Consider the following 24,073-nt stretch of genomic DNA (forward strand, 5'->3'; position numbering starts at 1 on the left):
AAAAATGGAACTTATACATGTTGAAAACCTATCCGTACGCTTCCCCGAACAAACCGAACCCGTGTTAAAGGATTTAAACTTTACGGTACAAAAGGGAGCAATCTTTTGTATTACCGGTGAAACCGGTTCGGGAAAATCGCTTACGGAACGTACTATCGGAGGTCTATTACCGGCTCACGCCTGTTTATCGGGAACGGTTATGTGGAAGGGTAGGGATTTTTATACGCTTAAAGAAGCTGAAAAGCAGTCTATCCGTAAAAATGAAATGGGCTTTGTGCTGCAAAATTCGGCCTCCGCCCTTAATCCTCTACTTACCTGCAAGCAGCAGCTCCGCCTTGCATGGAAAACGAAATCGGTCAGCGATGAAACATTATGCGCTCTTTTACAAGAAGTAAAACTTAATCCCCCTGAAAAAATCCTCAAGCTCTATCCTTTTCAATTATCGGGCGGAATGAAACAACGATTTTTAATTGCGCTGGGAATGATAGGGTCTCCTGAAATACTTTTTCTTGACGAGCCGACTAAGGGGCTGGACAACGCATTACGCAAGGATACAATAGCGCTGATACAAAATATCCATAAGACAAAAAAGCTTACGATAGTTTTGGTAACCCATGATTTGGAAATGGCGGAAGAGATTTCCGATTCTCTTATGGTTATGCATGGCGGCTTGATATATGAAACGGGAAATACAAAAGAGCTTTTTAAAAATCCCATCCATCCCTATTTTAAACGTTTATTGGATTCTCTTCCTTCACGCGGAATGAAAACCTTTGACGGTTTTCCTCTGCTGGATCGGGATTTAAACGAAATCAGCAACAGCGGGGATATTCAGTCAAGGATGATGAAAATAGACGATGAACATTTTGTGAGGGTGTGTGAATGTTAAAGGTTGAACATATATCGTACTGTTATAATAAAAACGCAAAACCTATCATTGAAGATATGAGTTTTGAGCTGCACGAAAATGAAATTATCGGTATTACGGGCGGAAGCGGTTCGGGTAAGAGCACTGCAGTGCACTGTATCTTGGGCTTATTAAAACCGGAAAAGGGACGCATTTTGTTTAACGATGTTCCGGTTCACCTGTTAAAACGGGATAAGAAGCTGCATACCTGTATTCAGTTGGTTATGCAAAATCCTGAAAATTCTTTTAATCCTCATAAAACGCTCTCATACAGTTTAAACGAGATACGGCATTTTATACCGGCAAAACCTGAAAGAACCGTATTTGAAAAAAAGATTGTAGATAAGATGCATGAGCTTCAACTGAATGCAAGCCTCCTGAATCGGTATCCTGAGGAAGTTTCAGGCGGCCAGCTCCAGCGATTTTCAATATTGCGCGCCTTACTTTTGGAGCCTAAAATTATTATTTTTGACGAATCGACTTCTATGCTTGACACAAGCGTGCAGGCAAAAATTGTTCGTCTGTTATTGCAAATAAAAGAAAAAAATAAGCTGGCCTATATTTTTATCAGCCACGACTTGGAAATGCTTTCGTTAATTGCCGATAAGTTTGTTTATTTATGATTTAAGGAGTAAATATGTTTTTTAATCGTTATCTTTTAAAATTTATAAGAGGGTTTTACGGAAAAGCGGGGCTCATAAGCCTTATCCATCTTATCGATACGCTTTTGGAGTCCGTTATTATGATGTGCAGTGCGGTTTTTACCCACATGCTGCTTTATAAAAAAAGCGTTTTAATTTTTTCGCACATCAATCAAGTTTTTATATTGATAGGTGTTTGCCTTGTTCTTAAATTTATTTTGGCATCCCCCAAAACAAAAATATCCGAAAAACTTGGAGCCGGTATAAAGGATAATATACGCTCATCCGTCATGCAAAAATTATTTGCTGCGGGGCCTGCCTATATGAACAAAAAAAGAACGGGTGATATGACTTCGATGGTAACCTTCCGTGTGGATGCGGTAAAAAACTATTACACGGCATACTTTCCCATTGCCGTTTCAACCTTGATAAATATTATATTGCTTTTATGCTTTATGTTCCGGCTGGATTGGGCAAGCGGATTAACGGCCTTGGTTGCTGCAGTGGGAATGATTTTTTGCCCCGTGCTGTTTGCACCGGTTATGAAAAAACACGGCCTCGAAGAATGGAAGCTGCATGACCGCTACTTATCGGAATGTATCGACAGCCTGCAAGGTGTTACGGCACTCAAGGCCTTTAATGCCAATGCCTTGCAGGTAAAAAAAATTGCAAAAGAAGGAGAACATTTCCGCAAGGCTACAATGGTTCACCTGCGCACCACCGTATGGCAAGGCGCCTTTATGCAAATGTTCGTTCTTTTAGGCGAAGCGCTTTCCGTTGCCGTTGCAGCCCTCCGTTTTTCTCAAGGAAAAACCGGAGCCCTTACCATTCTCTACATCCTCTATCTTTCGATGGCTTGTTTTTTCCCTATGTTTAAACTCATTATAGCGTGGCATTTCGGTTTTGACGGCTTTGCAAGTTCTGAAACCATAGGGCAATTCCTCGAAGACCCGCTCGATTTTTCCCTGTATAAAGCCCCTCGTTTGGATAAAGCGGACTTTTACTCTTATAAAGAATTAAAAGAAAAAATAGAAAACGAAGCGCTTCCTTTTTGGGATGACACCGTGGATTCAAAATTTTCTAAAGATATCCGTTTTGAAAATGTTGATTTTGCTTATGATAAAAAAGAAATCTTACATGATATTTCTTTTACCGTTAAGCACGGCACAACGACCGCCCTCGTCGGCTCCTCAGGCAGCGGTAAGTCAACCATTGCAAAGCTTTTGGCAGGCTTTTATCTTCCTGCAAGGGGGAGTATTTTTATAGGGGATGAAAAATTAAACAAAGAAAATGTAGAGATTATTCAAAACCGAATTTCTGCCGTTTGGCAAAATCCTCATATATTTTTCGGTTCTATCGAAGACAATATAAGAACAGGCAAAAAAGATGCGTCAATCGCCGAAATTGAAAAGGCTGCGGAAGAGGTAAACCTTCATTCCCTTATTCTTTCATTGCCTAAGGGATATAAAACCTCCGTGGGGGAACTTGGCACCCGTCTTTCGGGAGGAGAGCGGCAGCGTTTAACCATAGCCCGTGCAAGGTTAAGAGATGCTCCTATTTTAATATTTGATGAGGCGACTTCTTCATTAGATAGCAAAAATGAAAAAATCATATTGAATAATTTTGAGCAATTACGGAAAGGTAGAACTTCCCTCGTTATTGCGCACCGTTTATCGACAGCCCGTTCTGCCGATCAAATCATTTTAATAGATAATGGACGGATAAAAGCAAAGGGAACTCATGAAGAATTGGTACGGGATTCCGAATTGTACCGTACCATTATGGGTAGTCAATTAAAGGATTAAATTGAAGGAGAAATAAATGAATAAGAAAAAAAACAGAGCATATTATCTTTTTGTTTTAAGCCGGTATATACAAAATTACCGCATAAAATTTTTCTTCGGCGCTATCATAAATATCGTATACAAGATAGTACCCGTTGCAATTGCCTTTTTGGTTTCGTACATGGTAGGCGCAGGAATTACCGGCAGGGTATATGAGGTAAAAACTCTTTTTATTATTACAGTGGTAATAATTGTATTGGGAGGCATATTTCATTTTTTGGATATCTATGTTTTCCACGATATAGCATATCAGGTGCTTGCGGATCTGCGGAATGAGGCATATAAGGTTATCGACAAAATTGCCCCCGGCGGTATGGAAGGAAAACAAAGCGGCGATATTGTAAATATTGTTATGCGGGATATAAATATGCTTGAAATGTTTTATGCGCATACCTTGGGACAAATGATAACCGCCCTTGTGGTTCCCCTGTCCGCCCTTATTATTATGGGATATTTTTCCTTATATCTTTCCGCTGCAATGGTTCCGTTTATAATTGCCCTAATATGTATCCCTGTTGTCAACTCAAAAAAATCGAATATGCAAGGTCAAGCCTTGGCTCAAGAAATGGGAAAGCTCAATGCTTCAATCGTAGACGGTGTGCAGGGCTTGCAGGATATTATTTCTTTCCGCAGGCAAAAAGAATATTTAAAAACAATATTCGGCATTAATGACTCTTATAATAAATTTTCTTTGGACTATGCAATACGGGCAGGCAAAGAAGTTCGGCTTGTAGACTTAATTATAGGTCTTGCAAATCTGACTTCAAAAATAATTATTATATCTTTGGTCATTGCATCAAAAATAGAGGCTGTTTGGCTCTTGCCGCTTTTTATTATAACGGGGCTTATATATGGACCCCTTTTGGAAGTAATGGCGGTTAGCAATAAATTCGGTATTATTTTTTCGTCGGCTGAAAGGATTTTTAATTTATTGCAAATGAAGGCTTCCGTAGAAGATTCGGGAAAGATACGGTATGAAGAAGTTAATACGAAAAATCTTGAAATACGGTTTGATAATGTTCATTTTAAATATCCGCACACTTTTGAAGAAGAAAATAAGAGCGTATTAAGGGGTTTAAGTTTTGAATTGAAAAGCGGGGAAAGCCTCGCGTTGGTGGGCGCTTCGGGAGAAGGAAAATCTACGGCTGCAAAACTCTTACAGCGTTTTTGGGATATTGATGAGGGTAACATAACCATTAACGGAATTGATATTAAATCTTTTTCGTTGGAAACGCTGCGTAATTTAATTACGGTAGTTCCTCAGGATATTTATTTATTCAATAGAAGCATAAAAGAAAATATACGGCTTGCAAAACAAACCGCCTCCGATGCGGAATTGGAAGAAGCCCTTAGAAAGGCCCGGCTTGAGGATATCCGGCAGCGTTTTGAAAACGGATGGGACACAATCGTAGGAGAAAGGGCTGTGCGTCTTTCAGGCGGCGAGAAAAGCCGTATCGCCCTTGCCCAAGCCTTTTTAAAAGATTCCCCCATCCTCGTTTTAGATGAGGCTTCCGCCAACCTCGATTCCGAAAACGAAAGCAAAATAAATGAGGCTGTCAATAGTTTAAAAGAAGGCCGTGCAGTGTTAATAATTGCACACCGTCTTTCTACGATAAAATCCGCAGGCCGCATTCTGCTTTTACATGCGGGCCGCATCGAAGCGCAAGGCACCTTTGAAGAGCTTATGAGCGGTTCTCAGTATTTTCGGGAGCTGATAGGAAAAGAGTACGAGTAGTTAAGAAATAATGCTATTGACTATGTTTTTAAAATTGAGTAAATTCTAAACTATACCTTAATTTACGGATATTGTGGTGTTTTGTAACTAAATACTAGAATCTGTCTTTAATGTAAGGCTGTTATAATGCCGAAAATAAGATAAATTCAGGAGTTATTTTTATGAAGTGTAAATATTGCGGAAAAGATGTAAGGCCTGTAGGCCCTAACTTGGAAAGTGACGATAACGGATATAATTGTCCTGCAAGCGTATCAAAAAAACATTCTATTATACCGGATGGTTCGCATTGTATTCATTGCGGCCGTGAAACAAAAATTTTGGGAGACAGAGTTGTAACCAGCTACGGTATACGCTGTTCGGCTTCTCCTTCAGGAAGACATGCAATACAGTAAGCTTAAAGAATAAATGCTTACAAAATCGGCATAATCGGATAAGATAAAGAGGCTCGTGTTTGGAGCTTCACGAGCTCCCGTTATAATAGCAGCAAGATAGACTTTCCCATTCGCTATATATTCTCTTGTAATTATTTATCTTTCGGACTGTATTTATAGCCTGATGATTCAAATAAATTGACTGTCGTGCGGCTTGTTAAGCTGTATAAAAAATAGACCTATTATTTCTAGACGGAAATTTAGGTATTTCTGCAAGAATGTTTCTTTCACTTGATATTTTAGAAAATATCCATTATATTTATTATAACTAATCTGTGTAAAATTAATCTGTGTGAATTAACCTTAAAATATGGAGATATAAAGAAATGAAAAAAATATTATTGATTACAACAGCTGTTATAATGTTTACGGCATTTTTTGCAGGCTGCAAAAATCCTGCAGAGCATGCTGCTCCTGCGAAAATAACTATAACCGTTGCGGGAGATATTCATGTTAGCCTCAAACCAGAGTACTCGTTTGAAGTTGAAAAGGGCAAGACCTGGCGCCAGCTGAAAGCTCAGGCTGAAGGCAAAATTGGTAAATGTGAAGAAAATTACGAACCCGATAAATGGACTCTTACCAATGCCTCCGGTCAGAATTTAACCGATGATTATATTTTTAATAAAAATGTAACGGTTTTTCTTGTAACAAAACAGACCATAACGCCTCCAAAACCGAAAATTGTGATAACCGTTGCAGGAGATGAACACGTTACGCTTAAAGCCGAGCATACTTTTGAAGTAGTTCCCGGTACAAAATGGGATGAGATTAAACTGTTAGCAAACGGCAAGATAAATTATACCGGCGGCTATAAAAATAAAACATGGAAATTGAACAATGCTTCCGGTACGGTTATTCTTGACGGTCATCAATTCAATGAAAACACAACTGTTTATGCCGAATCACAGCTGATTACGGCTCCGCATCCCGCACAAGTAACGATAACCGTTGCGGGGGATTCACATATTATTCATAAAGAAACAAATCATACATTCAACGTAAACAAAGATGAAACATGGGCTCATGCAAAAGCGCTTGCCGCCAATAAAATAAAATACGCTGACGGTTATGAAAACGATACATGGAAATTGACCGATGAATTGGGACAGGATATACCTGATAATCATCAGTTTAATGCGGACACAACCGTTTATGCCGTGTCGAAAAAGAAAACAATAACCATCACCATTGCGGGGGACAGTCACACCTACATAGCAACAGCAGACGATCGGAATAAATTAAAAAGAGATTACGGTGTCACATGGTCGGAAATAAGGGGCACCGCCGATAATCTGATAACAGGTTCCGATGCAAATTATACCTTTTCCGCATGGAAACTTAACAGCGGCGGAACCGGTGCGGAAATAGAGCCTACGCATGCATTTACCGCCGACACTACCGTGTATGCCATCTCAAAACGGACACATGTTATACTGACTATTAAAGGCGATACCAATATTATTGTGCCGAATCCGAATACACATAGAGTTCTCTACGATTCAAAATGGGAAGATAACAAAGCCGCCGTTGTAGCTTTGCTCGGTTATAAACCAGGTTATAAACTGAAAGGCTGGAAGCTGAATAATGCAGGCGGGCACAATCTTAGAGATTCACAAAAATTCAGAGAAGATACGGTGATATATGCCGTTTCCAAGCCCGATAAGGTAAAAATAACCGTAAAAGGCGATGAACATATTCAGGTTAAACCTGCTCCAGCCAATGAATTCCTTGCCGATGACGGTGTAAAATGGGAAACGATAGAGGCTGAGGCGATAAGTAAAATAACCGGTTATGATCCGCGCTATAGGCTTTCACGCTGGGCAATAGACAACGCTGATGGGAGCGGTATATACGATGATACGATCTTTGAGAAAGATACAATTGTATATGCGGTTAGCGAAGAATTGCCGCCCGCTCCCGCTTCCGAAGGGGTAAAGGTGGACAGGGCAACTATCACGGGCAAAAATCCGTCCTGTCCGTTGCCTGCAGGTGCCGATGCTTCATGGAATGGTGTTTTCCCTGCAGGCCGCGATGTTATCCTAAGCAGCTATTTCATAGGTAAAAACGAAGTTACCGTAGAAACATGGAATGCCGTATATGAATGGGCAAAAGACAACTGGTATAAATTTGAATTTGACGAAGACTGGTATGAAGAAAATCCTCCTGCCTCTGTACAACATCCTATAACAAAGGTGAGCTGGCGCGACTGCATCGTGTGGTGCAATGCCTATACCGAACTGACATACGGGACTACCGAACACTGTGTATACCGAGAAAGTTCGGCTTCAGGTGCGAAAGCTCTGAAAGATGCATATGACGCGGATAATGTCCATTTTGACCAATCTAAAAAAGGCTTCCGTTTACCGACCGAAGCCGAATGGGAATACGCCGCCCGTTATCAGGGTACCGATAGTACAAATGCCGAATCCTACAGTGGTGTTTATCTGACCAAAGTGAATTCTGCAAGCGGAGCGACAAAGTCTATCGGTTTTGAAGGTATGGCTGGGTCTCCAAACTTTACTGGCTTATGTACTGAAACGGCACGGGTTGCGGTTTTTAACAAGTATTACGACGGTTCGGCTTTTGTAGCACAGTCCCCGGCCGTAACCGGTTTAGCTGCTGTCAAAAGCAGGGCAGCGAACAAACTTGGGCTTTTCGATATGAGCGGTAATGCTTCCGAATGGTGCTGGGATAGGTATTCTACAACACTATCTTCCGGTTCGGTAACAGATCCGATCGGCTCCTTATCATCCGCCGATACTGAACGCGTTTTGCGCGGCGGCAACTGGTCTGAAAATACGAATGATGCCGTCTACGGCTGCATGACCGGTAAACGGGATAGCGATAGTTCTCATAATAGTTACGATGTCGTAGGCTTCCGCTTAGTGTGGAAAGAATAGAGAACGTTTATTGAATAAATGCCGATTAAACTGTTTTCCGGTTTAATCGGCATTTTTTGCTGTTGTTATTCGGTTTTGAATTTGCCTACTTCTACGACAAGTCCGTCAATACTTTGTTTATTTTTTACGGCAATATCAAGGGATTCCTTTGTAGCTTCATTTATTAAATCGACTTGTGATGAAATCTTATTCATATTTTCCCGCAGAGCTTCGGTTAGATTGCCGAGCCTGTCCGTTTCGGCAATAATTTTTTCGCTGCCTAAGAGCATTTCGCCTGAGCTTTGTTTTACACCGCTTGTCATACCGCTGATATCCTTAATCATTTCCCAAATCGCTTTTCCGTTTTGTTCTTGCTCTTCCATAGCGTGAACGACGCTTTCAATCGAATCGGTTACATCAGTTGAATACTCGGAAATAAAATTGAATTTTTCAACTGCACTTGATGCGGAATTTGCAAGCATTTCAATTTCACCGATTAAATTTTTAAGTGTTACGGAAATTTTCTTTCCTTGAACGCTTGACTCTTCAGCGAGTTTTCTGATTTCGGAAGCAACTACCGCAAAGCCTTTTCCCGTTTCACCGGCATGAGCGGCCTCGATTGCCGCATTCATCGCAAGCAGGTTTGTTTGACTGGCAATATTTTGTATAACCGATCCTGTTTCAATCAAGCCGCCTGAAGCTTCTGCAATTCGTTGAGAGATTTCATTTGCTTTTATCAGCGTTGCACGCCCGTTGTCGGTGGCCGAAGAAAGATTCATAATCGCTTCGCGAGTTTCTTTTACGCTTCCTCCAACAGTGCCGATACTGAGCGTCATCTTGTCAAATGATTCAAAAGATTGTTCAACGATTGATGCCTGCCGTACAATACTTTCGTTCAGCTCTTTTAAAGTCATAATTATCCTATTTATTGAAGAGTCGGTTTCGGCAATACTTTTTTCCTGTTCGGTAAAACTTGTTTGCAAACCGTCAATGCCTCCGGTAATTTCGCCGACAAATTCGCTTACCGAAAGCATATTACTTTCAAGATCCGAACCGACCTCTTTCATTTCTTTAGAATCGGAGCCGACTTTTTGAATTGAGTTTTTTAATTTTAAAATAGTTTCATTAAAATACGAAGACAAAACGCTTGTCTCATCGCCGCCGTCCGTAGGCAGTTTAATTGTCAAATCGCCTTCTCCCTGCGAAATGTTTTTAAGAGCGAGAGTTATTCTGTTAATCGGTTTTACAATTCTATATGCAACAAAAAAACCTACGGCAACTGCCGTTATTAAACCGGCTAATGCAATTATAATAAAAATGCGTATTAAATTTAAAACGTTTTCCGAAATAAATTCCGATGAAGGTGCGGTAAGCAGCAGTGTCCATCCGGAATACCTCATAGGAGCCGCTGCAGAAATATACTGCACTCCGCCTATATTTGAAACATTAACCGATGTGCTTTCGGAAGCAAGAGCTTTTTTAAAAAAAACGCTAAAACCGCTTTTTTCGTCTCCTGCAATTTCGGTAAAAATACTTTTGTATAAAATTTCCGGCCGGCGGTTTCCGATTATGATACCATCCGGGCTTATAAGGTAAGCACTTCCCGTTTCACCGACAATAATATCGCATATTAAATTGGAAAGTGAATCGCTTAAAATATAAGAACTTATAACACCCACTATTTTTCCCTGCAAGTCACGCATCGGAATTGCTGCTATGGAAATATATTTATTTTCTTCAGCGGACATCTTAGGTTCGGTAATTACATATTTGCCTTTTAGTGCTTTTTTAAACCATTCAGTGCCGGAAACATCTTCAACCTTGTTATCGGTGCGGTATAAAAGACCGTCGGCTCCGCTGATGCCGAAATGAATCCATCCGTATAATTTTTGCATTTGTATTTCATTTTTAAAAAGTTTGATTTTTTCTTTATAGGAAACATCATCTTCCTGCATTATGGGTGTATTTGAAAAAGCTTCAAGTTTTCCGAAAATAGAAGATGCCCGCTCATTTAAAATTTTTGAAGAACTTGAAACCAATTCCTCTAAAAAATATTCGGTGTTACGCATCAAAAAATATGAAGCAAGGTTTATCGAAACGATACATAAGACGGTTAAAATCGAAACGGAAAAAAGAGCAAAGGCCACTATCATTTTATTTTTTATAGAAAACAATTTTAGTTTCTTGTCTGTAGATACGGTTTTATTTTTCATTCTATCTCCATGATTAAATGTATTCTAGTTTTTTAATGTATTGTCGGAATTGCGTACAAAATTATTCAATACATCTTGAATGTTTTTTCCTGAAGCGGCTTCTTTTAAGGCTGTATTCCAATATGCACGCATTTTTGAAAAACCGGTTATGTTATTATAATATTGTCCGAAAAAGCGCTGTAAAACGGAATTATACAGTATTTCATCATCATTTATTTCAAGCTCTATTTTTGAGCTTGCAGGAAAACCTCCGGCTGCCGCTACCAAGCGCGGTGCCCACACTTTGTCTACAGCCGCAAAATGTAAGAATTTTTTAGCGGCTTTTACTTTATCGGGATTTCCGTTTTTAAAAATACAGGCACCGCCTGCAAGAAATTCCAAAGAAGGAGAGCCTGTATCATTCGGAAACGGCATATAAATCGGTGTAAAATTTTTTCCTTTATAACTGCGTTTTCCATTATTCATTTTATTTAGTTGAGGCGAATATAAAATTGTGTGTGCTGCATCGGATTCTACAAACATTTTAATGGCATCGTTTGATGTCAGCTCCGCTCCGTCGGCAAGAAGCCCCTGTTTTATAGCCGATATTGTCCATTCAAGATTTTTTACGGCATTCGGGGAATTATAAATATATTTTGAATAATCGCCGTTTAAAAGGTTTGCATCCCCGTAAAGGTTTACTAAAAATGCGCGGGTACCTTGGTCGCCGCCTTGAGTTTTATAATAAAAAACGCCGGGAGTTTTTCCGCTCGGCAGTTTTGCCTTCAAAGCTTTAAGGAGTGTTTCATACTCGGCTACAGTCCAGCTGCGGTCGCGGCGTTTGTACGGCAGTAAATCTATAAGATTTAAATCTTCAAGCATTTCTTTATTAAACGCCATAGCAAACGGAACTTGGTGCATAGGATACATATATGTCCGCCTGTCTTTTCCCGCAGAAACAGCCAAGAGTCCGGCTGTTATGTAGGGCTTTTCGGTTGCAAGAACATCGTCCAAAGGCTCAAGCAAATTATTATCCGCCCATACGATAATGCGCCCGGGCGCATCATAAATAATATCGGGAGGGTTTCCCGCTTCAATAGATTTTTCAATTAAAGCAGGTCCGTCGGTAAAGTCGATAAGAGTGAAATTTATTTTTATGGAAGGATTTTCTTTTTGAAAGGCCTCGATAAGACTTTTTTCAAAGCTGCCGTCTGTGCCCTTTTCCGAAGAAAAATTAGGAAATGACCAAAATTCAATTTCCGTAGCGGCATTTTTGGAATTTTTACCGGAACAGCCGATAAAAAACAATGCAATTAAAAGCAGAATTACCGTTTTTTTTAAACCGTAAAGAAAAGAGCTTTTCATAATATTTTTCCTTTATTGAGATCAAAATTGATCATCAAATCTTTATCAAAAGGCCGGCATTTTCACACGCTTTAACAAATAGTAGAAAAACGCTGTCCTTCATGCAGAAATAAAGCGGATGATGGGAGTCGAACCCACGTCACGAGCTTGGGAAGCTCGGGTAATAGCCGTTATACGACATCCGCAATAACTTTCCGGATTATATTAAAAAAATAAAAAAAAGGCAAGCTGTGTGAAGAGTATTGAACCGTATACTTGTAAAGCGGTACTCTTTTCAGTATAATAAGGCTTATGGCAAAAGGTTGTGCAGAGAAAAAAGAGCCAGCCTTACGGCCGGCCGTAAGGCTGACTGTAAGGCCGATCGGCTCTTACGGTATATTTCTTCCTTATTTGATTATCCCCTTTCGGCTTAAAAGTGTAAAAGTGCTTTTCCGTTTTTTGCGTACTGTAATACGCGATTTTTTTTGGCTCCAGTTTTCGGTAAAATGGCGATTTAGGTCCATTCCGGTTTTGGATGTATCACACCCCTTGGACGAATTGGTTCCTTTTACACCGGGAAAAGTGCAAATCTATTTGAACTTTACTAATTTTTGGATTCGGCCGATGACTTTTTTGTTTCGCCGAATAGGCATAAAAAATGCCCTGCCGTACTGTGTTGAATACCTTTCCCTTATCGAAAAGGCTTATTCCGATGCTGCAAGAGTGTACCGCTTTTGTATGACTACAACAAACCGTCCCGATTATAAAGCAGATAAAGCATTCAAAATGATTCATGCCCTCGATCCGCATTTGTTGTGTGTTCCTAGCCTGCATGTTTCCATCGTTATTCTTGCTTCAGTGTATTATGCGGAAGTTTTTAAAAAAGACGATTTTACCAAAGAAGAGAGGGAAACCTATACGGCGGAATTAAAAGAGGGAGCTCTGGACATTATTGAAAGCGTATTGTATGTAAAACAGCATAGCGTAAACTGTATTCCTGCGGCAATATATATGATGCTTTATGTGCTCAAAGACCGGTTTACTATAAGCAGCGGGGTCAATATTATAAACAGCCTGTTTGAGGACTCCGAAACGATTTCTGAGCAGGACAAAAAAGAAGTGCGAGCTCACATTCATTTTATGTTTGAACGCCTGCTCTTGGAGGGTGCACACGAAGACGATTGGACCGTTCCGGTCAAGCGATGGCTTAAAACCTATAGGGCTTCGGTTTGTTAGTATTTACAAAAAACTTGTCTAGAAACAATTTAAAAAAACTGTTATAATTCCGCCTATGATTATCGATAATAAATACACCATACGCCATAAGGTTCTTACAGGCAATATAGACGGAAAATGCAGAGCTACCCCGATGGAGTTTGCCGTTTTGGTTCAAGAATTGGCGGCCGGACATTACAGCTGTTCAGGACTTTCAATTCCGCATTTACAAAGGATGGGCTTAACCTGGGTTATCACAAAGCAGCATTTTGAAATTACCGAATACCCGCTTTGGATGGATGACTTAATAATCCAAACTTGGGCTCAAACACCGAAAGGCTTTTTTTGTTTGAGGGACTTTGCATTCTTTTATGCAAAAAACGGCAAAAAAAAGTCTATAGACGAAGCCTTTGCCGAACACATCCGCATTGAAGAAGGAGAAGAAAATCTATCTTCAATAAAGGAAGAATATAAAGAGCTTAAAATGCCGATCTTTCGGGCAAGTTCATGCTGGGTAATATTAAATTCGGAAACAGGACAGCCTGTAAAACCGGACACAAAAGTTTTCGGTAATTTAGGCTTTAATGATGACCATCTTGAGGGTAAGGTCTTTGCAAAAATTTCATTACCTGAAACTTGGGACATAGAAGTATCCTTCCGCCCGACTCTTTTAGATATCGATGTAAACTCTCATGTAAACAACTTAACATATTTGAGATGGATTTTGTCCTATATGAGCGCAGATTTTTGTAAAGGGAAACTTTTAAAAACCTTGGATACCAATTTTGTTTCTTCCGCTATGTATGGAGAAGATCTTATATGCAGATCCAGTCATGCTGAAAATGTTTGTATACACTCCATAATAAGGTCAACGGACGGGAGCGAGGTTTTTAAGGCTCGCTCCGAATGGGCCGATGAAAGAGAGCTTTCTCGAAGTCTTATCGTCCGTGACAGGGAATAAACATTTAAGTTCGCCGGTCTTATTTTACAGGGAATTTTAATTTAAAGGAATTTAAAACTGTATCAGACGACGGACGGGCATCTATATTTACTATTAAATTCTTTTTTGAATAGTAGTCGATTAAGGGAGCTGTTTGTTTCCTATAATTTTCAAGCCTCTTTTGAATTGCCTCTATTTTATCATCAGCACGGATAATTAATTCGCCCGAACATGAATCACAAATGCCTTCTTTTTTAGGCTTGACAAATTCCACATGAAAGCTTTGACCGCAAGAGGAACAAATACGCCTGCCTGAAAGGCGTTTTATAACTTCATCATCGCTTATATCAAAGTTTACGACGGAATCTATTTCTATGATACTTTCCAAAGCTTCAGCTTGGGCTATAGTTCTTGGAAAACCATCAAGAATAAACCCATTTTTAGTATCATTCTTATCCAATCTTTCCTTTACAAGAGCGATTGTAAGATCGTCGCTTACCAAGGCGCCTGAATCAATTACAGCCTTCACCTTTTTTCCCAAGTCGGTTTGATCCTTGATTGCGGCTCTAAAAAGATCACCGGTTGAAATATGGGGGATCGTATAAGATTTTGAAACCTCAAACGCTAAGGTTCCTTTTCCTGCACCCGGAGGGCCTAAAAAAATACATTTCATTTTGTCTTCCTTTATCAATAATATTTAACTATATTAAATTTAAGGTTTTTTAAATAAAAAACCTTAAATTGCGTGTATTAGTCATCTTAGATAAATCGCCTATTATATAGGTTCCCACCATAGCTGTAAGCGCATCAATAGCAGCAGCTATAGAACCGATAAAAAAAGCCGCAGGGCGTAAAATTAAAAAGCCGGACTCAAAACCTCGTCCGTAAATTGCACAAACGGCAACAAGAGAAATATATGTTCCCGTTACAGGGAAACGGCCTAAGAAGAATGAAAATAATGTCGAAATCCCTACCAGCCAAAACATATCCTTTGCACTTATGCCTAAACTGGAATATGATTTTAGAATAACTATAAAACTTATGGTTACTACCATAGCGCTTCCGGCTCTTCCAAAAACGGAAAAAACAGGAAGTGAAACTGAAGATATCCTTCTGCGGACACCTAGGCTTTCATTTGAATGGCGCAGCAATATAGGTAATGTCAGATTGGTATCTCCTGAAAAAAAAGCGGCACAAACAGGTGCAATTGCAGCATAAAGCACTTTATAAGGATTTATATCTCTGCATATTATTTTTAAGATTAGAGGATATATAATTAAAGCTATTATAAAGAAATCTACTAAAAGAAGAGTTATAAGTCCTGTAAAAAATTTTGTAGAAAGCATTGCCTGAAATTTTATAAACCAGTTAACGGATATTGCTATAAGACCTATTGAAAACATATCTACAAAAAATGCCATAACAGCATAAGAAACTCTCGAAAGGGAATCAAAGAGGGTTAAAACAGGCTTTGATATATTTTTATCTACTGCACAGGCGGCTCCTGCAAAACCCGCAAAAATACAAAGAGGTAGAATATAAAACCCATCAACAAAGGCTTCAAAAGCGCTTGAAGGAAACAAGCGTAAAAAGGATTCCATTACTCCAAGAGTCTCAACCGAACTTGTTTCTTCTACAAATATAGGAATTCTAGGCGGTGAGCTTATAGAAACGGAAACCAAGCCTAAAAGAGCCGTCAAAAAAGATGAAATAATTATAAATACAGCTATGTATATCGAGAGCTTGAGTAAAGAGCGGCTTTCACGTAATTTACAAATACTTAAAGTAAAACCAAAGAATAAAACGGGATATAAAGAATAACGGCCGAATTGAATTGCAATATTTGATAAAAACTCGACAGCTGAATTAAAAAAAACGCTGTCTGAATAAGCTATAATTGCTATTATAATACCAAGGGTAGTTCCGATAAGATATTTTATCCAAATTTTCATGGTTCATTTTACATAAAGACAGTAATTCAGTCAATAGAGCATGAAAACCTAAAACCGCTGATTATCATCTTTATTCTTGAGCTTTATTTTTTTGTAATAAAGAATCCAGTATACTGCCCATGTCTTCCAGACCGTAAAGGGTAAAATAAACCTTCCAGAATTTAAAATATGAAGAGGCTAACATTTCATCGGTAGGAATAAAGTTATGATCAAAGTAGGTATCTGATTTGTAAGTAAGGCCGGGATTTTTTTCGGCATAGACCACAAGAGTTTTAACATCATATCCGTCGCCTTCTTTTAAAGAGTTAAAAAGCTGGAGCATATATTTTTCTGAAATATTGTTTTCAAAGCAAAAAATCGTTTTTAAGTTAGCATTGGAATTAAGGAGAATTTTTTCTATTTTGTTGCGATGACAGTAAAGCTCTTCAATTCTTTTAAGAGAGGAAATATCCAGTTCTTTTATACGGTTAGAATCGCAATAAAGGCTTTTCAGCTTTGTATTAAAATTCACTAAAAGTTTATCAAGCTCATTTTTTCCGCAATCTAACCTTTCCAATTCCTTATTTTGAAAAAGGGCTAAATCCGGTAAACGATTACCTCTGCATTTAAGCTCCGTTAACTTTTTATTTTGACTTAGATCCAAGCTTGTTAAACCCGCATTCTCACAATAAAACTTTTTAAGATTTATATTTTTTTTAAGATCAATTGAATCAAAAGAAGAGGAACTGATATCTAAATATTCCAGCTCGGGAAATAATGAAAAATCAATCTTTTTTATCTTTGTTTCGGCACAATTAAGAGCTTTTAAACCGGATAGATTTCCTTTTGAATCCGCCGGTAATACCAATTCCGATATGGGCGAAGCTTTTACGGAAAGCTCTTTTATCGACGATAGGTGCAAAACATCAATCGTGTTAAGTTTTTTATTGTGCTCAAGAATTAAAGATTCGAGGGAAGGACAATTTTCAAAATCAATTTTTTGTAAGCCTGAAAAAGAAATATCCAAAAGCCTAAGCTTTTGAGCGTTTTGAACATTAACCCCTTTTAAAATATCCGCATCATGTATTTTAAGCTCTTTTATTTCACCTAAAACAGGAATTATATTTTTAGCGATAAAGATTTCCTGAATGGAGCCGTCTGCCTGTACCTCTGAGGGTAGGGCACCCTCAATTTTAATATTTTGATCAGCCTTGAGACTTATATTTATCTTTTTATTTACTGAGTCAAATTCTAAGAGGATAGCAGCATTTTTTAAAGCTTTTTGATAAGCTTCTTCATTTTCCTTTACTTCTTTTTCTTCTGGTTTACTTTGAGAGATTTTGCCGGCCGGCTGATTTAATTCAATTTTTTCCGATTTATCCTTGTTTTCGTTTTTCGAACAGGAAAAAATACAGAGTATAAAAATCACTAAAGCAGTATATTTCCATATAGAATTAATCATACCGGCCTCTTTAAGCAAAAATTACTTCATTATATAGGTTTTAATAGGCGGAAAGCCGTTAAATTCTACAGAAGCATAACTGGATGTATAGGCTCCGGTTGTAAGGAAGTATACCCTGTCTCCGGGTTTAAGGTTGGTAGGAAGGCTGTATTTATAGTCTTCATACATAATATCCATACTGTCGCATGTAGGACCTGCCAAAACAACCTCTCCCCATTTTTTGCAGCCTTCATCTTTATCGGTAATGATAGGATATTTTAAGGATTCGTTTAGGGTTTCGATAAGACCGTTAAAGAGGCCCGTATCAAGATAAACCCATCTAAAGAGGGCTGTGTTGTTTTTGCGCGAAATCATAACAACCTCGGTTACCAAGACACCGCTGTCGCCTACAAGGGAGCGGCCCGGTTCCAAAATAATACGCGGACGCTCTTCACCGAAGTCATCATCTAAGTATCGGCTAATTTCGGAAGCATATTCGCTTAAATCGTTTGCCGGCGTAACATAAGAAGCAGGGAAGCCTCCTCCCATATTTACCATTTCAAGCTTAATATCCTCTTCTTCTTCCAAAGAGTCTATTAGGTACTTTGTCTTTGCAATAGCATCATTCCACTGACCGATATCCCGCTGCTGGCTACCTACGTGGAAAGAAATACCGTAAGGAATGAGGCCTGAATCTCTAGCCTGAATACAAAGGTCATAGGCCATATCGGGATGGCAGCCGAATTTTCTTGATAGAGGCCAGTCGGCACTGGTAGTATTTTCAACCAGAATTCTCACATAAACTCTTGAACCGGGAGCAAATTGAGCTATATTTTTAAGGTCGTCCTTACTGTCTGTAGCAAACATTCTAACGCCTTTTTCATAAAAATAAGCAATATCCTTTGCCTTTTTTATGGTATTTCCGTAGCTGAGCCTCTCAGGGCTTACACCTAATTTTAGAACCTTGTCAAGTTCATAGCGTGAGGCTATGTCAAAACATGAACCCAGTTCATTTAGCATTGTGATAATTTCTTCATGCGGGTTTGCTTTAATCGCATAAAAAATATCCGCATAAGGGAAATTTTCTCTTAACTTTTGATAATTTTTTTTGATTGTTTTTAGGTTGATAACAACACAGGGCGTTTCCAGATTTTCTGAAAAACTCATAAAGTGTTTCCACTCAGAATCGCTAATGTAATCCTTTCTTTCCATTAGGCCGACCTCCCAGAATATAGTAATAATAAATTATCTTATAAAGCTATTTTCCATTACTGTCAATAGTCTTAAAGGCTAAAAGATGTTTTTTTTGTAAATTTTTAAAAATTTTTCCATATATATGTATTGAATATATTTTATTTTTATGCTATCATCCTCAATAGAACATGTATTATCCTTTATATATTCGGAGTCGTTCAAACGGCTCCTTTTTTGTATGCAGGTATAATTTTATACGGAGGATGGAGTGGAAGTTATTCTAAAAAAGGACATTCCGTATTTTATGGAATGTGAAACCCTTGTCGAAGGGCTTGGATTTAAACTGGTAGATTTAAATGTCTTTCATAAAAAGGATGGATGGCAGGTAAAGGCAGTTATAAAGTCCGGGAACGGAGTTGGGATAAAAGACTGCACTGCGGTACATAGATGTCTTCAGCCCCGTCTTGAAGCCTTAATAGGTTCACAAGATATAACAATGGAGGTAAGTTCTCCCGGAATAAATAGAATTGTAAAAAGATCGGTTGAATTTTACGCTTTTATAGGTGAGGAAGCCGAAATTTGGGACAACAGTATTACGGATTGGAGACGAGGAATTATAAAGGAATTAAATTCGGACGGTCTTGTTTTAGATTCCGGTAATGAAAACATTAAAATTACCTATCAGAATATAAAAAAGGCTAGATGTAATATTTAGTAAATTTTAAAGATTTGTAAGGAGATTATATAAAATGTCGGAAGGAATAATTGAAGCAATTCGAGAATTTGCACAAGAAAAAGGAATTGATGACGATTTTGTTTTACATATTGTAGAACAGTCCTTAAAAGCCTCATATAAAAAGCAATTCGGAACCGATGCAAATGCTGTATTCAACGAAGAAACCGGGAAAATATATTCAAAAAAAATAATAGCTGCTCATGCAAAGAATCCGGTTTTTGAGATAGACTTGGAAGAAGCAAAAAAACTTGCACCTGCTTGTGAAGAAGGCGATGAGCTTTTAGTAGAGGTAGACCCGAAAGGCTTCGGCATTAATTCTGTCAGGGTCGGAATGCAAAGGGCTACCCAATGTATTAGAGAAATGCAAAAAGACTCCCTTTATGCTGAATATAGCACAAAGGTAGGAGAAATTATAATAGGATATTATCACCGAGAACGGAATGGAAACATATATGTAGATTTGGGCAAGGTTGAAGGCTTGCTTCCCAAAAAATACCAATCACCTAGAGACCATTTCGGGCGCAATACGGCCGCAGGAGAAGAATCAAGGATTAAGGCCCTTGTACGTGAAGTAAAAAAACACAGACAATCAAATGTAGTTCAGCTAATCCTTTCAAGGACAGATGCAGAATTTGTAAGGCGTATATTGGAATTGGAAGTTCCTGAAATTGAAAACGGAGTTGTGAACATTCATAATATTGTGCGTGAACCCGGCTATCGTACAAAAATATCGGTATCAACAGATAGAGATGATATAGATCCGGTAGGAGCATGTGTAGGAGCAAAGGGAGCCAGAATTCAGGCTGTTATCGCAGAACTGGATGACGAAAAGATAGATATTCTTCCTTATTCTGAGGATCCAAAGGCCTATATAAAAAGCGCTCTTTCACCGGCCGAGGTTATGGATGTTATGATCTTGGATGCAGAAAAAAGATTAGCCCTTGCAATAGTTTCCGACTCTCAATTATCATTGGCAATTGGAAAGCAAGGTTTAAATGTACGCCTTGCAAACCGCCTCGTAGACTGGAATATCGATGTAAAAACTGAAGGACAATTTAAACAAATGGATATTTACACAGACGCCAGAAAGGCTGTTGAAGACTTATTCACTGATGACACAAGTGATGAAGGTGAAGAATACGAGGAGATTTCCAATGTTTCCGAGCTTCCCGGAATTACCGATGATATTCTTACGATATTGTACAATAACAATATTGAAGAGATTCAAGACTTAATCAATATGGAAGATGACGAAATAAGAGCTTTGGATGGGCTTAGTAAAGAGATGGCGGATACTCTTCTTGACATTATAGCTAATGCCGTTGAAGTTGTAGAGGATGATGAAGACGAAAGTAATGAGGAAAGCAAGATAGACTCAGAGGACGAGACTGAGGAAGTTGAATGTCCCGAATGCGGTCATAAAATTACAATTGACATGACAAAGTGCCCTAACTGCGGGGTAGATCTTGCTTTTGAATATGAGGACGAAGAGTAGGAGTAATATGGATATAGAAAACACAAATAAACCTGATGTAATTCTCAACAAAAAAAGCACCAAGACGGCAGACGCTAAGCCTGAATCCGTCAAAACTGATTCTAAAAAGAAAGTCGTTGTAAAGGTTTCAAAAAGTGCTGCCGGAAAATCCAAAAAGACGGACACGCCTTCAGAGGAGCATCCTGCAGCCGTAAAGCCCGCAGTTAAACCTGTCGTTTCGGTGAAAAAGGTTTCGGCTCAATCACAAAAACAGCCCGAGACTGAATTTAAAGAAAGACAATCGGATGAAAAAAGTGAAGAACTAAAAAAGGCGCCCTCACGGTCCGAAAATAAAAAAACTGCATCTCCTTTTTCGCAAGGAGAAAAAAGATTTCAGGAGAACCTAAGACGGGAAGAAAGGAATTTTCAAGATACGGCAAGAAAGGACGAAAAACAGCCCGAAAGAAAAAAGCCTGCTTCTTCCATGGATTCTATAGACTTTGTAAGTAAGAGGCCCAATGTCAAAGCCGGTAACTTGGCGGACGCAGGCCGAAGAAATAACCGCGGCCAGGGAAACCGCCCGCAAAGACCCGGAGGTCAGGGACAAGGTCAAACTGGAGGACAAGGACGCCGGCGCGAAAGCAATTTTTCCGGAGCCCAAGCACGAGCCTACTCCGATGGAAAAAAACAGGGCTTTAGAACAGGACAAGGCGGACAGCAGGGCAGGCCGCAAGGCAGACCCGGCGACAGGCCTCAAAATAGGACAGGCTTCGGCGGTTCAAGACCGGGAGCAGCTCCGGCACCGATTCCCGTAGAAAAAAACAAGGCTCAAACAAATAAAAAAGCTCACAAGGCCAAAAAAGAAATATACAACAAGAAAAACAAGGAAGATGAATTTTTTGAAGAGCGTCTTTTAAATCAAAAGAAAAAGCAAAAGGAAAAAATTCATAATATTCCTAAACAGATAGAAATAATGGAATCGATTTCGGTTTCGGAATTGGCCAAGAAGATGAACTTAAAAGCCTCTGAGCTTATCGGAAAACTTATGGGCATGGGAATGATGGTTACGATGAACCAGTCCATCGATGCCGATACGGCAACGATTCTTGCATCGGAATATGACTGCGATGTCAAGATTGTAAGCCTTTACGATGAAACTGTTATCGAAAGCAAGGAAGACGATTTATCCGAATTGAAACCGAGGCCTCCCGTTGTAACCATAATGGGACATGTTGACCACGGTAAGACCAAGACCCTTGACGCCATCAGAAGCTCTAATGTTATAGCGGGAGAATTCGGAGGAATTACCCAGCACATAGGTGCTTATACGGTAAACACCCACGGAGGAAAAATTACCTTCCTCGATACTCCTGGACATGAAGCCTTTACGATGATGCGTGCACGAGGAGCCGAAATTACGGACATAGTTGTTTTGGTTGTTGCTGCCGATGACGGCGTTATGCCTCAAACCATCGAAGCTATCAACCATGCACGGGATGCCAAGGTTCCTATAATAGTTGCAGTAAACAAGGTCGATAAGCCTGAAGCAAATGTAGACAAGGTAAAGACCCGCCTTTCGGAATTAGGCCTCATGCCTGAAGAATGGGGCGGAGACACCATGTTTGTCGAAATCTCGGCTTTAAAAAAATTGGGATTGGACAACCTCTTGGATACAATCCTTCTTCAAGCCGAGGTGCTTGAGTTAAAGGCCAATTATACATGCAATGCGGAAGGAAAGGTTATAGAATCCCGCATTGACCACGGAAGAGGCGTTGTTGCAACCATTATCGTTCAACGCGGAACATTGAGAACCGGAGACCCCTATGTTGCAGGTATTTATTCAGGCCGCGTAAGAGCCATCTTCAATGACAGGGGCGAAAAAATCGATGAAGCTACTCCGAGTATGCCCGTCGAAATCCTAGGTCTTGAAGGTATGCCGAATGCGGGCGACCCATTCCAAGTTACCGATTCGGAGCGCATAGCCCGCCAGATTTCGGACAAAAGGCAGGAGCTAAAACGCTTTGAAGATTCAAGGAATGTTAAGAAGGTTACCCTCGATAACCTCTATGAAACCATCCATGACGGAGAAATATTGGAGCTTAAAGTTATCATAAAGGGAGACGTTCAAGGTTCCGTAGAAGCCTTAAAGCAGTCTCTGGAAAAACTTTCCACACCCGAAATAAGACTTAATGTAATACATGCTTCGGCAGGAGCTATCAACGATTCCGATGTTATGCTTGCTGCCGCAGACTCGAACGCCTTAATCATAGGCTTTAACGTACGCCCCACTCCTCAGGCTAAAATTTTGGCCGATCAGGAAAAGGTCGATATAAGAAAATACACGGTTATCTACAAGGCTGTCGAAGAAATTCAGCTTGCCATGGAAGGAATGCTATCCCCCGATATCAAGGAACAGGTTATCGGTATGGTTGAAGTCAGAAATACATTTAAGGTTCCCAAAATCGGAAAAATTGCCGGTTGTTATGTTCTTGAAGGCGTCGTAAAGAGAAACTGTGCAGTCCATGTTATCAGAGACGGCATAGTCGTTCACTCGGGTAAACTTTCCTCGTTAAAGAGATTCAAAGACGATGCAAAAGAAGTTGCAGCAGGCTTTGAGTGCGGTATCGGTATCGAAGACTTTAACGACATACAGGTCGATGACCAGTTAGAAATTATCGAAATGATTCAGGTTGCCCGAAAATTGAGCGACAGCGAAAAATACAAGGCTCCCGAGATCAAAGAAGAAGGAACCGAAGCCGATGAGTGAGTTTAGGCTTGCAAGATTGGGCGAGCAGATAAGGGAAGAAATTTCGGCCCTTATTTGCTCCGGCAAAATAAAGGATCCGAGAGTTTCTTCTCTTCTTTCAATAAACCGAGTAATCGTTTCAGGAGACCTTGCCTATGCTAAGGTTTATGTTTCAAGCTTTTTAGATGAGCATAAGACAAAGCAGGGAGTAAGAGGCTTGGAAAATGCTTCAGGCTTTATAAGAACCAGCCTTGCAAAAAAGCTTCATATAAGGCAGTGTCCTGAGCTCACCTTTATATTCGATAAGAGTATAAAGGAAGGAATAGACATGGTAAATAAACTTGAAAGCCTTGAGTACTTTACCGATCCCGATGAAGATGAAGGAAATGTCGGCAGTTCGGAAGCCGATTAAGCCCTGCCTTA

At 39.5% G+C, this 24,073-nt stretch carries 18 protein-coding genes and 1 tRNA gene; 12 read left to right on the forward strand and 7 right to left on the reverse strand.

Going from position 1 to position 24,073, the window contains the following annotated elements:
* Positions 1-4: 4 nt before the first annotated feature.
* The 6 genes from E4N78_RS03815 (at position 5) to E4N78_RS03840 (ending at position 8,458) form a co-directional block, all read left to right on the forward strand.
* Entirely contained in the window at positions 5-889 is an 885-nt protein-coding gene (locus tag E4N78_RS03815; protein WP_255811740.1) for an ATP-binding cassette domain-containing protein, read from the forward strand.
* Complete coding sequence (locus tag E4N78_RS03820; RefSeq protein WP_255811741.1) at positions 883-1,530, forward strand: ABC transporter ATP-binding protein; 648 nt, start codon at positions 883-885, stop codon at positions 1,528-1,530. The genes E4N78_RS03815 and E4N78_RS03820 overlap by 7 nt, the downstream gene beginning before the upstream one ends.
* A 14-nt stretch (positions 1,531-1,544) precedes the next feature.
* A complete protein-coding gene (locus E4N78_RS03825) occupies positions 1,545-3,353 on the forward strand; it encodes an ABC transporter ATP-binding protein (RefSeq protein WP_255811742.1) in 1,809 nt (602 codons plus the stop codon).
* A 16-nt stretch (positions 3,354-3,369) separates the two neighbouring features.
* Entirely contained in the window at positions 3,370-5,127 is a 1,758-nt protein-coding gene (locus E4N78_RS03830; protein ID WP_255811743.1) for an ABC transporter ATP-binding protein, read from the forward strand.
* Positions 5,128-5,288: 161 nt separating this feature from the next.
* A complete protein-coding gene (locus tag E4N78_RS03835; RefSeq protein WP_253680278.1) occupies positions 5,289-5,519 on the forward strand; it encodes a hypothetical protein in 231 nt (76 codons plus the stop codon).
* 365 nt (positions 5,520-5,884) lie between these two features.
* The gene (locus tag E4N78_RS03840; RefSeq protein WP_255811744.1) at positions 5,885-8,458 is read left to right on the forward strand and encodes a formylglycine-generating enzyme family protein; all 2,574 of its coding nucleotides are present in this window, start codon (positions 5,885-5,887) and stop codon (positions 8,456-8,458) included.
* Positions 8,459-8,523: 65 nt separating this feature from the next.
* Here E4N78_RS03840 and E4N78_RS03845 read toward each other — a convergent pair whose 3' ends face one another.
* The 3 genes from E4N78_RS03845 to E4N78_RS03855 form a co-directional block, all read right to left on the reverse strand.
* Positions 8,524-10,650 carry a methyl-accepting chemotaxis protein gene (locus E4N78_RS03845; protein ID WP_255811745.1) on the reverse strand — a complete coding sequence of 709 codons (2,127 nt, stop codon included), beginning with the start codon at positions 10,648-10,650 and terminating at the stop codon, positions 8,524-8,526.
* 24 nt (positions 10,651-10,674) lie between these two features.
* Positions 10,675-11,994 carry an ABC transporter substrate-binding protein gene (locus E4N78_RS03850; protein ID WP_255811746.1) on the reverse strand — a complete coding sequence of 440 codons (1,320 nt, stop codon included), beginning with the start codon at positions 11,992-11,994 and terminating at the stop codon, positions 10,675-10,677.
* 113 nt (positions 11,995-12,107) lie between these two features.
* Positions 12,108-12,179 (reverse strand) — tRNA-Gly (locus E4N78_RS03855).
* 106 nt (positions 12,180-12,285) lie between these two features.
* Here E4N78_RS03855 and E4N78_RS03860 point away from each other — a divergent pair.
* Both E4N78_RS03860 and E4N78_RS03865 read left to right on the forward strand, forming a co-directional pair.
* Positions 12,286-13,209, forward strand: a complete 924-nt coding sequence (locus E4N78_RS03860; protein WP_255811747.1) for a hypothetical protein — start codon at positions 12,286-12,288, stop codon at positions 13,207-13,209.
* Positions 13,210-13,264: 55 nt separating this feature from the next.
* The gene (locus tag E4N78_RS03865) at positions 13,265-14,149 is read left to right on the forward strand and encodes an acyl-[acyl-carrier-protein] thioesterase (protein WP_255811748.1); all 885 of its coding nucleotides are present in this window, start codon (positions 13,265-13,267) and stop codon (positions 14,147-14,149) included.
* Positions 14,150-14,168: 19 nt separating this feature from the next.
* Here E4N78_RS03865 and E4N78_RS03870 read toward each other — a convergent pair whose 3' ends face one another.
* The 4 genes from E4N78_RS03870 to E4N78_RS03885 form a co-directional block, all read right to left on the reverse strand.
* Positions 14,169-14,801, reverse strand: coding sequence for an adenylate kinase (locus E4N78_RS03870; protein WP_255811749.1), 633 nt, complete (start codon positions 14,799-14,801; stop codon positions 14,169-14,171).
* Positions 14,802-14,850: 49 nt separating this feature from the next.
* Positions 14,851-16,080 carry a dicarboxylate/amino acid:cation symporter gene (locus tag E4N78_RS03875; protein ID WP_255811750.1) on the reverse strand — a complete coding sequence of 410 codons (1,230 nt, stop codon included), beginning with the start codon at positions 16,078-16,080 and terminating at the stop codon, positions 14,851-14,853.
* A gap of 70 nt (positions 16,081-16,150) precedes the next feature.
* The gene (locus E4N78_RS03880; protein WP_255811751.1) at positions 16,151-17,521 is read right to left on the reverse strand and encodes a leucine-rich repeat domain-containing protein; all 1,371 of its coding nucleotides are present in this window, start codon (positions 17,519-17,521) and stop codon (positions 16,151-16,153) included.
* Between the two features lie 21 nt (positions 17,522-17,542).
* The gene (locus E4N78_RS03885) at positions 17,543-18,712 is read right to left on the reverse strand and encodes a type III PLP-dependent enzyme (RefSeq protein ID WP_255811752.1); all 1,170 of its coding nucleotides are present in this window, start codon (positions 18,710-18,712) and stop codon (positions 17,543-17,545) included.
* Between the two features lie 250 nt (positions 18,713-18,962).
* Here E4N78_RS03885 and rimP point away from each other — a divergent pair, with 250 nt between their 5' ends.
* From rimP to rbfA, 4 genes are read left to right on the forward strand one after another with little or no spacing between them, the layout of a single operon-like run.
* Positions 18,963-19,409, forward strand: coding sequence for a ribosome maturation factor RimP (gene rimP / locus E4N78_RS03890; protein WP_255811753.1), 447 nt, complete (start codon positions 18,963-18,965; stop codon positions 19,407-19,409).
* 34 nt (positions 19,410-19,443) lie between these two features.
* Positions 19,444-20,925, forward strand: coding sequence for a transcription termination factor NusA (nusA, locus tag E4N78_RS03895; protein ID WP_255811754.1), 1,482 nt, complete (start codon positions 19,444-19,446; stop codon positions 20,923-20,925).
* Between the two features lie 7 nt (positions 20,926-20,932).
* On the forward strand, positions 20,933-23,671 hold the full coding sequence (gene infB / locus E4N78_RS03900; RefSeq protein WP_255811755.1) for a translation initiation factor IF-2: 2,739 nt from the start codon (positions 20,933-20,935) through the stop codon (positions 23,669-23,671).
* The gene (gene rbfA, locus E4N78_RS03905; protein WP_255811756.1) at positions 23,664-24,062 is read left to right on the forward strand and encodes a 30S ribosome-binding factor RbfA; all 399 of its coding nucleotides are present in this window, start codon (positions 23,664-23,666) and stop codon (positions 24,060-24,062) included. The genes infB and rbfA overlap by 8 nt, the downstream gene beginning before the upstream one ends.
* The last annotated feature ends 11 nt before the right edge of the window (positions 24,063-24,073 follow it).

This window comes from Treponema denticola (genome assembly GCF_024400535.1).
GTDB classification, from domain to species: domain Bacteria; phylum Spirochaetota; class Spirochaetia; order Treponematales; family Treponemataceae; genus Treponema_B; species Treponema_B denticola_C.

Coding starts and splice junctions, on each gene's coding strand:
- E4N78_RS03815 (WP_255811740.1), top strand. CDS start 5: ATGGAACTTATACATGTTGAAAACCTATCCGTACGCTTCCCCGAACAA.
- E4N78_RS03820 (WP_255811741.1), top strand. CDS start 883: ATGTTAAAGGTTGAACATATATCGTACTGTTATAATAAAAACGCAAAA.
- E4N78_RS03825 (WP_255811742.1), top strand. CDS start 1,545: ATGTTTTTTAATCGTTATCTTTTAAAATTTATAAGAGGGTTTTACGGA.
- E4N78_RS03830 (WP_255811743.1), top strand. CDS start 3,370: ATGAATAAGAAAAAAAACAGAGCATATTATCTTTTTGTTTTAAGCCGG.
- E4N78_RS03835 (WP_253680278.1), top strand. CDS start 5,289: ATGAAGTGTAAATATTGCGGAAAAGATGTAAGGCCTGTAGGCCCTAAC.
- E4N78_RS03840 (WP_255811744.1), top strand. CDS start 5,885: ATGAAAAAAATATTATTGATTACAACAGCTGTTATAATGTTTACGGCA.
- E4N78_RS03845 (WP_255811745.1), bottom strand. CDS start 10,650: ATGAAAAATAAAACCGTATCTACAGACAAGAAACTAAAATTGTTTTCT.
- E4N78_RS03850 (WP_255811746.1), bottom strand. CDS start 11,994: ATGAAAAGCTCTTTTCTTTACGGTTTAAAAAAAACGGTAATTCTGCTT.
- E4N78_RS03860 (WP_255811747.1), top strand. CDS start 12,286: ATGGCAAAAGGTTGTGCAGAGAAAAAAGAGCCAGCCTTACGGCCGGCC.
- E4N78_RS03865 (WP_255811748.1), top strand. CDS start 13,265: ATGATTATCGATAATAAATACACCATACGCCATAAGGTTCTTACAGGC.
- E4N78_RS03870 (WP_255811749.1), bottom strand. CDS start 14,801: ATGAAATGTATTTTTTTAGGCCCTCCGGGTGCAGGAAAAGGAACCTTA.
- E4N78_RS03875 (WP_255811750.1), bottom strand. CDS start 16,080: ATGAAAATTTGGATAAAATATCTTATCGGAACTACCCTTGGTATTATA.
- E4N78_RS03880 (WP_255811751.1), bottom strand. CDS start 17,521: ATGATTAATTCTATATGGAAATATACTGCTTTAGTGATTTTTATACTC.
- E4N78_RS03885 (WP_255811752.1), bottom strand. CDS start 18,712: ATGGAAAGAAAGGATTACATTAGCGATTCTGAGTGGAAACACTTTATG.
- nusA (WP_255811754.1), top strand. CDS start 19,444: ATGTCGGAAGGAATAATTGAAGCAATTCGAGAATTTGCACAAGAAAAA.
- infB (WP_255811755.1), top strand. CDS start 20,933: ATGGATATAGAAAACACAAATAAACCTGATGTAATTCTCAACAAAAAA.
- rbfA (WP_255811756.1), top strand. CDS start 23,664: ATGAGTGAGTTTAGGCTTGCAAGATTGGGCGAGCAGATAAGGGAAGAA.